The organism is Rhodococcus sp. IEGM 1330, from assembly GCF_033142445.1.
In the GTDB taxonomy this organism is placed as follows: domain Bacteria; phylum Actinomycetota; class Actinomycetes; order Mycobacteriales; family Mycobacteriaceae; genus Rhodococcoides.
In genome coordinates, this window is the sequence record NZ_JAWLSB010000001.1 from 279,601 (window position 1) to 292,348 (window position 12,748).

Annotated in this window: 8 protein-coding genes; 1 reads left to right on the top strand and 7 read right to left on the bottom strand. The window is 65.2% G+C overall.

Features of this window, described 5'->3' with window-relative positions; genetic code table 11:
• Positions 1–84 precede the first annotated feature (84 nt).
• Positions 85–5,946: a non-ribosomal peptide synthetase gene (locus R4P57_RS01135; protein WP_317801074.1), complete on the top strand. Its 5,862-nt coding sequence runs from the start codon at positions 85–87 to the stop codon at positions 5,944–5,946.
• A gap of 69 nt (positions 5,947–6,015) precedes the next feature.
• Here R4P57_RS01135 and R4P57_RS01140 read toward each other — a convergent pair whose 3' ends face one another.
• The 7 genes from R4P57_RS01140 to R4P57_RS01170 all read right to left on the bottom strand — a co-directional run bounded on the left by R4P57_RS01140 (position 6,016) and on the right by R4P57_RS01170 (position 12,746).
• The gene (locus R4P57_RS01140; protein ID WP_411742290.1) at positions 6,016–6,951 is read right to left on the bottom strand and encodes an esterase/lipase family protein; all 936 of its coding nucleotides are present in this window, start codon (positions 6,949–6,951) and stop codon (positions 6,016–6,018) included.
• Positions 6,952–7,100: 149 nt separating this feature from the next.
• Positions 7,101–7,991 (bottom strand): glycosyltransferase, encoded by an 891-nt coding sequence (locus R4P57_RS01145; RefSeq protein WP_317801076.1) that lies wholly within the window; start codon positions 7,989–7,991, stop codon positions 7,101–7,103.
• A gap of 45 nt (positions 7,992–8,036) precedes the next feature.
• Positions 8,037–8,891, bottom strand: a complete 855-nt coding sequence (locus R4P57_RS01150) for an ABC transporter permease (protein WP_317801077.1) — start codon at positions 8,889–8,891, stop codon at positions 8,037–8,039.
• A gap of 10 nt (positions 8,892–8,901) precedes the next feature.
• Positions 8,902–9,759, bottom strand: coding sequence for an ABC transporter permease (locus tag R4P57_RS01155; protein ID WP_317801078.1), 858 nt, complete (start codon positions 9,757–9,759; stop codon positions 8,902–8,904).
• Positions 9,756–10,727, bottom strand: a complete 972-nt coding sequence (locus tag R4P57_RS01160; RefSeq protein WP_037188328.1) for a daunorubicin resistance protein DrrA family ABC transporter ATP-binding protein — start codon at positions 10,725–10,727, stop codon at positions 9,756–9,758. The genes R4P57_RS01155 and R4P57_RS01160 overlap by 4 nt, the downstream gene beginning before the upstream one ends.
• A 121-nt stretch (positions 10,728–10,848) precedes the next feature.
• Entirely contained in the window at positions 10,849–11,802 is a 954-nt protein-coding gene (locus tag R4P57_RS01165; RefSeq protein WP_317801079.1) for a diiron oxygenase, read from the bottom strand.
• 35 nt (positions 11,803–11,837) lie between these two features.
• Entirely contained in the window at positions 11,838–12,746 is a 909-nt protein-coding gene (locus R4P57_RS01170; protein ID WP_317801080.1) for a prephenate dehydrogenase dimerization domain-containing protein, read from the bottom strand.
• Positions 12,747–12,748: the final 2 nt, after the last annotated feature.

Below are 12,748 nucleotides of genomic sequence, written 5' to 3' on the forward strand. Positions count from 1 at the left end.
TGAACGATCAACCGTGGGGGCGACCGCCGGTCACCCCCACGGTCGACGGTGCGGCGAAGAACTGGTGAGGAGTCATTGCTTAAGATGAGTGCGGATGGATCGACCGGCACACCGTCCGAGTCCGGCGGCCGAGTGGGGGGCCGACCCGCCCGTCCCAGGCCCACCCGGTCCCGGCCGACGCGTACTCGCCCCGCCCGTACTGTTGCGCTGCCGACTCTGCTCGCGGCGGCGGTGGAGAAGAACCCGGACGGCATTGCCGCGGAATTCGGGGACCGGTCACTGACCTACCGGGAGATAGATTCCCGATCCTCCAGGCTGGCCCGCCTGCTGCTCGCACGTGGGGTGGGGCCAGGGGACTTCGTGGCGCTGGCCCTGACCCGATCGATCGAATCGGTCATGGCGGTGTGGGCGGTGGCCAAGACCGGGGCAGCGTTCGTGCCGATCGACCCCAACTACCCGGCTGCTCGCATCGAGCACATGGCCGACGATTCGGGTGTCCGAATGGGCATCACGGCAACACAGTTCGAGGCCGCGATGCCGAGTACGGTGTCGTGGATCGCGCTCGACGCATCCGACATCGAGGACGAACTGCGTGGGCTGTCGGACGGTCCTGTGGTCGCGGACGATCGACGCGCACCGATTCGCGCGTCCGATCTCGCATACGTCATCTATACCTCGGGCTCGACGGGGCTACCGAAGGGCGTCGCGGTCTCTCAGGCGGGCCTGGCACCACTGGCCGTCACTCAGGTCGAGACGTACGGCCTGGACTCCGACTCGCGCACGCTGCATTTCGCGTCTCCCAGTTTCGACGCGTCCGTCCTCGAACTGCTCATGGCCGTCGGGGCCGGTTCGACGATGGTCATCATCGAACCAGGCGTCTACGGTGGTGCCGATCTGAGCGAGGTGTTGCGCAGGCACCGAGTCACGCATGCGTTCATCACTCCGGCGGCGCTGGCGTCGCTCGACCCGGCAGATGTGCCCGACCTTCGAGTTCTCGCGGTCGGCGGTGAGGCCTTCTCGTCCGAACTGATGTCGAAATGGGCCACCGGTCGACGGTTCCACAACGTCTACGGACCCACCGAAGCGTCCATGGTGTGCAACATCTCGCAACCGCTGACCGCAGGCGAGCCAGTGCTGCTCGGGCAGTCGACCAGGGAGATGGGTCATCACGTTCTCGACGACCGGCTTCGTCAGGTCCCTGCCGGAGTGCCGGGCGAGTTGTACCTCACCGGGGCGGGCGTTGCTCGCGGCTACCATCGTCGGTTCGGGCTGACGGCAGCCCGCTTCGTCGCCAACCCCTATGCGGTCGAGGGTGATTCGAACCAGGCGCGGCTGTACCGAACCGGTGACATGGTGCGATGGCGCGAAGGGGCGTCCGGACGCGTCATCGAATACATGGGCCGCAACGACTTCCAGGTCCAGATTCGGGGGTTCCGGATCGAGCTCGGCGAGATCGACGCGGTTCTGACCGCACTCGACGGTGTCGAGTTCGCAGCGACCCTCGGCTACCGGGGGCCCACGGGAGCAACGGTGCTCGCGGCTTACGTGCTGCCGACGACAGGGGTCGAACTCGACGTCGACCACCTGCTCGACGCGGCCGGGCGCAGTCTGCCTGCGCACATGGTGCCGTCCGTGGTCACCGTGATCGAGTCGATTCCGCTGACTCCCACCGGCAAACTCGACCGAGATGCATTGCCGGAGCCGGTGTTCGAGGTCGCCGAGTTCCGGGCTCCAGCGACCTCTACCGAGCAGGCGGTAGCCGACATCTTCGTCGAGTTGCTCGGGGTCGAACGAGTCGGTCTCGACGACGACTTCTTCGCGCTCGGCGGCAACTCGCTGATCGCTACCAAACTCGCTGCGCGGCTGGGTTCGGCACTCGGCGTGCACGTGCCTGCGCGTTCTGTGTTCGAGTCGTCCACCGTCGAAGCGCTCGCGAACGCAGCCGACTCGGTCGACTCTCCGGTCCGGGCCCAGCTCGACGCCACGAGAGCTCGGCCGCAACACATTCCGCTCTCGTCCGCTCAGCAACGCATGTGGTTCCTGAACCGACTGGACACCGCGTCGGCAATCAACAATGTGCCGGTTGCCTTGCTGCTGCGCGGTTCACTCGACATCGATGCGCTGCAGGCCGCCGTCCTCGATGTGGTGGGGCGCCACGAATCGCTGCGCACCGTCTACCCCGACATCGACGGCAGCGGATATCAGCACGTGCTCGACGAGGTCGACACGCAGGTCGACACGGCCGTGGTTCCCGTCACCCGCGAGAGCGCCCTGGCCGACGTCACCCAGTTCTTCACGCGTGGATTCGACGTCACAACCGAAATTCCGTTCCGCGTTCGACTGTTCGAGGTCACCGATCCCGTCGGTCCGGTACCGGAGTACGTGCTCGCCTTCGTGGCACATCACATCTCGGCCGACGGTCTGTCGATGGCTCCGCTGTCTCGGGACGTCATGACGGCATACCTCGCGCGCCGCAGCGGATCGGCACCACAGTGGGCGCCGCTGCAGGTTCAGTACGTCGACTACACGCTGTGGCAACTCGACATGCTCGGTTCCGAATCGGACCCGAAATCTCTCGCCAACAAGCAGATTCAGTACTGGCAGCACGCGCTCGACGGCCTACCCGAACAGTTGGAGCTGCCAGCCGACCGGCCGCGCCCACGGGTCGCGTCGGGACGAGGGGCTGTGGTGTCGTTCGATATCGACCCCGAGTTGCACGCCCGAGTGCTCGCGTGCGCCCGGACGAGCGAGTCGACCCCGTTCATGGTGGTGCACGCCGCGCTGGCCGTGCTGCTGGCGAGATTGTCAGGTACGGCCGACATCGCCGTGGGGGCGCCGGTAGGTGGCCGTGGTGACGCCCGGCTGGACGATCTGGTCGGCATGTTCGTCAACACGGTGGTGCTTCGAACCCCTGTTGCCTCGGATGCCTCGTTCGTCGAGGTTCTCGACACGGTGCGTACGGCCGACCTCGAGGCGTTCGAGAACGTCGACGTTCCCTTCGAGCGTCTGGTCGAGGTACTCGATCCGGTGCGTTCGCAGGGACGACACCCGCTGGTGCAGATTGCACTGTTCTTCCAGAACTTCTCACAGGGTTCGTTCGAGCTGCCCGATCTCGGTGTCGAGGCGTTCGGTTCCGGCGTGGCATCGGCGAAGTTCGACCTCCAGGTGACCTTCACCGAGCGGGGCGACGACGCAGGACTGGCCGTCGAGTTGATGTACGCGACGGATCTGTTCGACGAGTCGACCGTGACGTCCTTCGGGCAGCGGTTGGTGACCGTTCTGGACGCGGTGACCGCTCGGCCCGAGCTCGCGGTCGGTGACATCGATGTGCTCGACGCCGGTGAGCATGATCGAATTGTGTCGGTTGTCAACGACACTCGGGTTTCGGTGGCTGCTCCGGGTGAGGTGTTGTTGGATGGTTTCGATCGCGTGGTGGTCGATTCGCCGGATGCGGTGGCGTTGGTGTTCGGTGAGCGGTCGTTGACGTATCGGGAGTTCTCGGACCGGGTGGATGCGGCTGCGTGGTTGTTGCAGGAGCGTGGTGCCGGGCCGGGTGTTTTGGTGGGGTTGGCCATGCGTCGATCGGTCGAGCTGGTGGTCGGGATGTATGCCGTGCTGCGGTCCGGTGCGGCGTACGTGCCGGTGGATCCGGATCAGCCGGCCGAGCGTAACGACTACATTCTCGACACGGCGTCGCCGGTTGTCGTTCTGTCGACGGCGCGGGATGAATTCGTCACGGGGACAGCGATTCCGGTTGTCGACATCACGGACCCGCCGGTACCGGGTGTGCCGGTGGCGTTCCCTCGTGCTGTGGGTGGCGATCTGGCGTACGTGCTCTTCACGTCGGGGTCGACCGGTCGGCCCAAGGGGGTGGCCGTGGAGCATCGTGCGATCGTCAATCAGATGGCGTGGATGGCGCAGGAGTACGGTCTCGACGCGGCGGATGTCTATTTGCAGAAGACTGCTACGACGTTCGATGTGTCGTTGTGGGGGTTCTTCCTGCCGCTGCGTACCGGGGGTCGGTTGATCGTGGCGGCCCCGGGCGCGCAGCGCGATGTGGAGGCCGTTGCGGCCGATATCGCCCGTCATGGTGTGACGGTGACGGATTTCGTGCCGTCGATGCTCACGGTGTTTGCCGAATCGGTTGCTGCGCAGTCCATTTCTTCGCTTCGGCATATCTTCGTGATCGGTGAGGCGTTGCCCGCGCGGACCGTGGGTGCGTGCCGGGCCGTGTCGGATGCTCAGGTGCACAATTTGTACGGTCCGACCGAGGCCGCGGTGAGTGTCACGTACCGCGACGTCTCCGAGGACGTCGCGGTGGATGGTTCGGTGTCCATCGGGGTGCCGGAGTGGAATACCTCTGTCTACGTTCTGGATTCGCGGTTGCATCCGGTGCCTGCTGGTGTGCCGGGTGAGCTCTACCTCGCCGGGGTGCAGTTGGCTCGGGGTTACGTTGCGCGGGCGGATCTGTCGTCGGAGCGTTTCGTTGCCGATCCGTTCGGTGCTGCTGGGGCGCGGATGTATCGCACCGGCGATCTGGTGCGGTGGTCGATGGATGCCGGACGGCTCGAGTACATCGGTCGTACCGACTTTCAGGTCAAGTTTCGTGGGCAGCGAATCGAGTTGGGGGAGATCGAGACGGCGTTGACGGCGTTGTCGTCGGTGAGTCAGGCCGTCGTGGTGGTGGCGCAGTTGTCGGTGGGGGAGTCGTTGGCGGCGTACGTGGTGCCTGCGGTCGGGGCCGATATCGAGGTCGAGGCGGTGCGGTCGGAGTTGGGGTCGGCGGTGCCGTCGTACATGGTGCCGTCCGCGTTCGTGGTGCTCGATGCGCTGCCGCTCAATGCAGCGGGGAAGCTGGACCGTCGGGCGTTGCCTGCCCCGGAATTCGAGATCCGCGACTTTCGGGCTCCTCAGACGCCGGTCGAGGAATCGGTCGCCGCGGTGTTCGCGGAAGTGTTGGGAGTCGAGCGCGTCGGGCTGGACGACGACTTCTTCGCGTTGGGTGGCAACTCGTTGCTGGCGGTCAAGTTGGTCTCCAGGCTCAGAGCCGCCGTGGGCGGCGGGCCGATACCGCTGAACTGGTTGTTCGTCGACGCGACCGTGGACTCGCTCGCCGTGCGGATCACGGCAGCGACAACGTCGCCGGTCGAGGGGGTCGAATCCACCGGGCTGGAGACACTGATTCCTCTTCGGATCGGTGGTTCCTCTTCACCACTGTTCTGCATCCATCCCATCGTGGGGCTGTCCTGGGCCTTCGGTGGATTGTCGGCGTACCTCGGCGACGATCGTCCGATCTACGGGTTGCAGTCGCCTGCGCTCTCCGGTGCCGAACCCCTGCCGGAATCGATCGAGCAGTGGGCCGCCCTGTTCGTGGACAGTATTCGCACCGTGCAGCCGTCCGGCCCGTACCACCTGCTCGGTTGGTCGATGGGCGGATCGATCGCGCACGCCATGGCTGTGCAACTGCAGCGTGAAGGCGAGTCGGTAGAGACACTGGCCATGATGGATTCGTTCGTCGCGGGCAGTACCGACCACCTCGTGGACCGTCCTGTGTCGGCCGGAGAGATGCTCGGCGGCCTGGGCCTTGGAGCAGACTCCGATATCGAGATCGGCGAGCTCACGGTCGATTCCGTGGCGGAACTGTTGGCATCGATGCCTGCTCCGTTCGATGCGATTTCCCGCGAACGGGTCGCCGGGATACTGGACGGGATCGCCCGTTCGGCAGAGCTGATCGACTCGTATGTGCCCCGGACATTCGTCGGGCGGTCGATTCTCTTCGCGTCGGTCGTCGACGATTCGACCGGAACCGTTGCCGCGTCGACGTGGAAGGACGCGATCGACGGGGGCGTCACCGTGGTGCCCGTGCATTCGACCCACTGGCAGATGGCGTCGCAGTCTGCGCTCGCCGAAATCGGACCCGTGTTGCAGATCGAGTTGGACAGGTAGACCTTCGAAAGCCACCGGGGCCTCCCGACGTGATGTCGTGAGGCCCCGGTGGCTACGGATTTTGCACTGTCAGCAGGGTGCCGGCGTGGTCGCTGCGTAGTCGGGATCGAGTGCCGACTTGACCATGTACAGCGGCGCGGGATCGGTGACGAGGCCGATGTGCGACGTCGTCGCCGCGGGGCATACGTCCTGGACCCATACGTTGTGCACCGTCGACGGATCACCCGACCGGAGGAAGGTGTTCCCCGGGGGTGTCGACACCGTGTCGTTGCGGGTGGCGATGACGGTGTAATCGACTCCCGGTTGGACGTCTCCGCCGTCGTTCAGGCTCGTCAACGTCGTCGAACCGACCAACTGCTGTGCACCGGCCATGTTGTACGTGAGCGGGGTGAGCGCGTCGCCGGGGAGACCGAGCGAGGTGAGCAATTCGGAGAGCTGCTGCAAACCGCCGAACGTGGTGCCGTGGTTGGTGGCACCGAGGGTGACCAAGGTGTGCACCTTGTTGCGGGCCGGGTCCTGCGGATCGGTTCCGCCGGCGAATTTCATGTACTGGCGCGAGGAAGTGCCACCCTGTGAATGGCCGACGAGATCGACCTGTTCGGCACCGGTGGCGGCAAGTACCTCGTCGACGAACCGGCCGATCTGCCGTCCCGACTCGGCTATATCGCCCGAACCCCAAATGGTGGTGCTCGGATCGAGCAGGAGCGAGACGCCGCCGTAGTTGGGGGCGAAGACGCAGTATCCCTCGCTCTTCAACTGCGGTGCGAGCATCTTCCAGGTCGACGCATCCATCTTCGTACCGTGCACGAGAACCACCGGACGTGGATGCGCCGCACTGGGCACACAGCCGAAGTCGTTCGCGCCCTCGAGGACGGGGGTGGCCGACACGGAGGTGCCGGTGGGGGAGGGTGCCGCGGTTGCCGTTCCCGCCCCGGTCAGGCACAGGGCACCGGCAACGGCGGCAGCAACCGCCGTGGGCAGCACTCGGGAAAGCGTGTTCGACATGGCCTCGATCTCGTGTGAAGGCGTGGGATGCGCCGCCGGTTTCGGCAGGTCTGTGTTGTCGACCGTAACATCGGTCATCCATCCGTTACAGGCGCGCGGGTCAAGAGTGCAGGCCGGGTGGGTCGGCGAGCCAGTGGGTGTGTCGGACGTCACCAGCAGAAGGCGCGGTAGGCGATTCCCCCGCGAACTTCGCCGACCCGGATGACGAGGGCCCTCGACCAGTGACCACGGGCCAGCCCGGTCCATGCCGTCGGTAGAAGCGGATTGCGGATCAGCAGGGCTGTCCACCACGACAGGACCTTACGGACACTCATGGCGGGGCACCCCTGCGTCCGATAGATTCCCCGCAGCTTGGCGAAGCCGAATCCGAGGCGGAACGACTGGCGCAGCATGGGCCGGAGTTCGGCGCGGAGTCGATACGCGACGACAGCGTCGGTGCTGAAGCCGAGGGTGTAGCCGGCCAACTGCGCGCGCCAGGAGAATTCCACGTCTTGGCTCGCCCTGAACCGGTTGTCCATGCCACCGAGATCGCGGTAGACCGACGCCCAGCAGGCCATGCTGGCCCCGATGGCGAACGGCAGGAAATCCGTACGGCCCTGATCCTCCGGCGGTGTGGTCGGAGTCCAGGACAACGCCTGTGCACTGTTCAACGTCTGTGTCTCCACCGCGGTACCCGCCACGTCGAACGACCGAGCCACTTCGGCCAGGGTTCGAATCCACGACGGATGCACGACGTCGTCGGCGTCGCAGAACATCAACAGGTCGCCGGAGGCATTCTCGGCACCACGATTGCGGGCATGCGCCGCGCCGACCTGCTGTGAGGCGTCGACACAGGTCAACCGCAGCCGATCCCGTAGGGGGTGCGAGGCGACGTGATCGCTGACTCGTCCGTCAGCGGCGTTGTTCGAGATCAGCACGTCGAACGGATAGTCGGCATCCTGCTCCGCCAATGCCTGCAACTGCGCGTCGAGCAGGGGATCGAGCGAGCTCACAGGAATGATCACCGAAATCGATGGGTGTGCAGCGAGCGCACGGTCCACGACGTCATCTCCTATCGGGGCCACGGGCGGTCGGAGCCTTCTCGATCAGCCGGATGCGGATGCCTTCTTGTAGCCGCGGATTGCGGGGATCAGAAACACAGCTGCCATTCCGAGTGACCACGCCAGAGTTTGCAACACCGGCGTCAGGACCGGACCACCCATTGCCAGGTTTCGCATTGCATCGACCGCGACCGACATCGGCTGTGCCGCGACGACCGGTTGCAGCCACGGCGGGTAGGCCAGCACGGGTACGAAGCCGGCATTGAAGAACATGAGAAGCGTGGCGAAGATCGACACGACTTCGACCAGAGGTGCGTCGCCGGCGACGGTGGCCAGGAATGTCACCATGACCGCGAACCCGATACCGAATACGATCGGCACCAAGATCAACAAGATGCCGGCCGGAATTCCCTGGGTGAATCGGAACCCCATCGCCACACCGGCACAGGTGATGACGAGGGTAGTGACGAGCACTCGAACTGCTTCGGCAATCATTCTGCCCAGCAGGCCGGCGGCGCGGTGCGTAGGTGTCGTCCAGAACCGTGACAACAAACCCGATTTGCGTTCGCCCTTGAGTCCCACCGCGCTGACGATGGATCCGAACATGGCTCCGACGAGGGCGATCATCGGCACCTGGCCGTAGATCGCGGGTGATCCGGTCGCCGCGGAAATCGAGTTGCCGAGTACGACACGAAACATGACCAGCATCAAGGCGGGGTACAGCAACGCCTGAATCATCGTCGACGGATCGCGCATCCATCGCATCAACAGTCGCTTGGCCTGGATCAGGCTGTGGGTCCAGAGAGCACGGACGGACCCTTCGCCCAGGACCATGTTGGGTTCGGGAAAGGTCAAGCTGGACACGCGGGTTGTGCTCACCGACGCTTCGGACATCGTCATCTCCGACTCGTCACTCTGGCCTGGAGCTCGCCCAGATGGCGAGCGGTACGAAGAACAGGATCAAGCCGGCCACCCACGCGAGCGACGGCCACAACACCTGGAAGCTGACTCCGCCTTCGGCCATGTCCCGCATCGCGAAGGAAAACTGCGAAATCGGCTGGTTGCGTACGAACGGTCGGATCAGTTCTGGGAAACCACTTTCCGGAACGAACCCGCACGAGGCCATACCCAGAATCAGCTGGGGGAGGGTCAATACCTGGCTGGTCGCCTCGGGACTCTTCGACAGCGTTCCGATCGCATCGGCACCGATCGACAACGTGGTGCTGATCAGCATGGCGAGTGCGCAGAACAACAGGGCCTGGCCGAATCCCGCGGTGAAGCGAAAACCGATCACATAACCGAAACCGAGGGCGGATACGAGCGACACCAATGAGCGAACGATGCCGCTCGAAATTCTCGCGACCAGTGGCACACCCCGTACGACAGGCATGGTCTTCAACCGCGAGTTCAGGCCACTCATCGCCTCGGCCGAGGCACGCTGTGCCGCCGAGATCGCGGTGAACGCCATGGCCTGCAACACGATGATCGGCATCAGGAACTGGGCGTAGTCGATGCCCTGCAAACCCATGACGAACTTGAGGGGCAGATAGAAGCCGACGGTGAAGATGAGCGGGGCGATGACCGCGACCAACAACTCACCCTTGGTCAGCATGGTCCACAGTGCACGCCCGGTCAGAGCCTGCCACTGCACGAATCCCGACGGCTTCGTCCTCGACCGCCGCTTCGGCTGCTGAGCCGTCGAACCGACATCGGTCCTTTGCACGGTCCTCGCCTGCGAACCGGCTACGCCTCGCGTCGTGGCCGTCATGGTGTGGTGCTCGTCTGCGAGTGCCCGGTGAGAGTGAGGAACACGTCGTCGAGCGACGGACGGCGGAGGGCGATGTCGGCGAGCACGATTCCCACCGCATCGATGCGGCGCAGAATCTCCGACAGAGTGGCTGCACCGTCGGGTGCAGGAACGGAGAGCCGGTCCGAGGCAGCGGTGATCTCGGCGTGAACTGCAGCGGGGACCATGTCGCCCAGTGCCTCGGCGGCGGCACGGAGTTGGCCGGGATCGAGGGGAACGACCTCGCAGTAGCTGCCGCCGGTCATGGCCTTGAGATGGTCCGACGTGCCCTCTGCGATGACCGTGCCCTTGTCGATGACGATGATGTTGTCGCTCAGGACGTCTGCTTCTTCGAGGTACTGCGTCGTCAACAGCACGGTGATGCCCTGCGCCTTCAGTGCCTCGACCAAGGACCACACGCCCTGCCGGCTGCGTGGGTCGAGTCCGGTGGTCGGCTCGTCGAGGAACACGACCTCCGGCCGCACGACGAGGCCGCAGGCGATGTCGATGCGGCGACGCATGCCGCCCGAGTAGCCACGCACGGGGCGCTTGCCGGTGTCGGAGAGGTCGAACTCGTCGAGCAGTGCCTTGGCTCGGGCCTTCGCGGCCTTCTTGTCCAGACCCATCAAACGACCGAAGAGCTCGATGTTCTCGCGGCCGGAGAGTGTGTCGTCGAGGGCCGCATACTGCCCGGTCATCATGATCGAGCGGCGTACTGCCGGAGCGTCGGCCGCGACATCGTGACCCGCCACGAAGGCTCTGCCGCTGTCCGGTGCGATCAGGGTGGAGAGCACCTTCACGGTCGTCGTCTTGCCTGCACCGTTCGGGCCGAGAATGCCCAGAACGGTTCCCCGCTCTGCGGAGAAGCTGATGCCGCGCAACGCCTGCACATCGCCGAAGGACTTGTGTACGTCCTCCACGTGTACGGCTGCGTGTTGAGCTGACGACATCGAATCTCCGAGCTGTCGGGGGGAGTGGTGGGACCGGACCCCGTGGAGTCGAGGGCCACTACTTGATAGCGAAATTCGCCGTGGATGTTACTTGTGGGTCGTCGCTGCGTGAGCTCCGCAGTCAGTCCCAGTCGATATCGATACTGTTCTCGACGTCGAGTTTTCGGCACAGTGACCGCAACCCGCTGTAGTCCTGAACCAACGCGCGGCGGCTCCTGTCCTGCTCCACGTCGGCGAGCATCGCGTCGCCGCCGTGCACGCCTTCGAGTTCGAGAATGCGTCCCCAGGTGGAGAAATCGCTGCTCGAGAACGCGTCCATCCCGTCGACGAGACCGTCCAGGAACTTCTGCCGGTCGTCGGTGCCGAGTCGGTCGAAGACGATCGCAGCCATGTCGTCGGCGATCGATGCATGGCAGTACTCGTCGCGGTTGTGCAGTTTCACCGTCGACCGGTTGATGGGCTGAATGACGTCGTCGTCCTCGATCAGGTCCAGATACGAGGTGATGGAGATCTCTGCAACCGTCATGAACGCGAGCGAGCTGATCGCGGCCGACCAGGGATCGTCACTGTTCGCCTGCGCCGCACGCTGCCGGCGCACGGTGGAGCTGAACGGCAGTGAGCGTTCCGACAGAGCCCACCCGCGTCCGCGCCTGGTGGCTGCGCTCGCGTTGAGGTGCATCAAGGTGTGGTACTGCTCGTCCACCATGGCCTGGGTCACCGCCACTGCCAGGGTGTCACCCATCCCGGTCTCGAACACGTCCTGCGCCAACAGAGCGAAACCGGGATGAACGACGTGCTGCTCGACGTCCATCACGTTCTTGTTGAACGCGATCCAACCCCACGCCCGAAGTCGATTCTGCTGCTCGGGAGTGGCACCGGTGAAGGTGTCGTGCTCACCGAAGGGGATCAGAGCGTCGGGGAAATCCTGCTTGGCCGCGTCGAACAGATCGTCCAGCTCGGGTTCGGGCTTCTTGACCGTCGCGCGCTGCGACCAGTTCTTCGCCAATCGTGCGACGACGGCGCTCTCCACGACATCGTCGGAGTCGAATTCCGGCAACGACGGTTGCTCCAACATCGCGTGCCTCCGCTTCCGCGCTCGTCCCACCGCGGCTATGGGCTACCACCGCTGCCTCGAACGATACCGAACATCTCCGCACACAATGCTCGATACCGATCGCCGCTGCCGCCCAGAGCGGCCTCGGCCTGCGCCAACAGGCGAGCGAAGTCGGCCTCGGAACCGGAATCGACGGTCTTGCTCACCGTCTGCGTCGCTCGGTGCAGCGCAGCCCTGGCGTCGGCGGCGTGCGGATTGCCTGCCTGTACGTCCCAATAGACCTCGGGTTCACCGCCGGTGATGCGAGCGAGCACCGCGAGCATCGTTGCGTGCGGGGGAGGCGCAACGGCGTCGATATCGACGAACGGAAGGTCCAGTTCGGCCAGAGCCAGGCCGAACGCCAGGACACTGGCGTGCGTCAGCGCCTGCGTCGCCGCGGCGAGGCGATCATGGCCTGCAGCGTCGAGAAGGACCACTCGACCACCCCACCGCGAGACGCTCTCCAGGAAGGGATCCACCGGCGGGCCGTGTCGGTGCACGACGGCGGCGACGGGGCGCCCGGCCATTCCGAGCGACGGGGCGAACATGGGATTGATTCCCACCGCCGCACCGATCGGACGTGCGTCCCGCACATGGCGGGAGAAGCCGGACTTCACCGACAGGGTTTCCACCAGAAGGGCGTCGGGGCGCACAGCGGACAGATCCGCTCGCAGCGCCACGGACTCGGGGACCGCCAGAATCACCGTGGCGGCCTTCTCCAGCACCGACTCGACCGGGCCGTCGGGGTCGGTGATATCGCCGGCGATCACCACCGCACCACCGGGAACCGAGCCGCCGTGCACGTCCACGATGGTCACCGGCACGCCGTCCGCGAGCAGGAGGTCGAGCATCAAGCGGCCGACCGCCCCCGAACCTCCGACCACCACTACCGAGTCATCGGACTCCGACCGCGTCACCGAGTTCATCG

What these genes read in the sequence shown, in the direction of transcription:
- R4P57_RS01135 (WP_317801074.1), top strand. Translation starts at nt 85, where the DNA reads ATGAGTGCGGATGGATCGACCGGCACACCGTCCGAGTCCGGCGGCCGA.
- R4P57_RS01140 (WP_411742290.1), bottom strand. Translation starts at nt 6,951, where the DNA reads ATGTCGAACACGCTTTCCCGAGTGCTGCCCACGGCGGTTGCTGCCGCC.
- R4P57_RS01150 (WP_317801077.1), bottom strand. Translation starts at nt 8,891, where the DNA reads ATGACGATGTCCGAAGCGTCGGTGAGCACAACCCGCGTGTCCAGCTTG.
- R4P57_RS01155 (WP_317801078.1), bottom strand. Translation starts at nt 9,759, where the DNA reads ATGACGGCCACGACGCGAGGCGTAGCCGGTTCGCAGGCGAGGACCGTG.
- R4P57_RS01160 (WP_037188328.1), bottom strand. Translation starts at nt 10,727, where the DNA reads ATGTCGTCAGCTCAACACGCAGCCGTACACGTGGAGGACGTACACAAG.
- R4P57_RS01165 (WP_317801079.1), bottom strand. Translation starts at nt 11,802, where the DNA reads ATGTTGGAGCAACCGTCGTTGCCGGAATTCGACTCCGACGATGTCGTG.
- R4P57_RS01170 (WP_317801080.1), bottom strand. Translation starts at nt 12,746, where the DNA reads ATGAACTCGGTGACGCGGTCGGAGTCCGATGACTCGGTAGTGGTGGTC.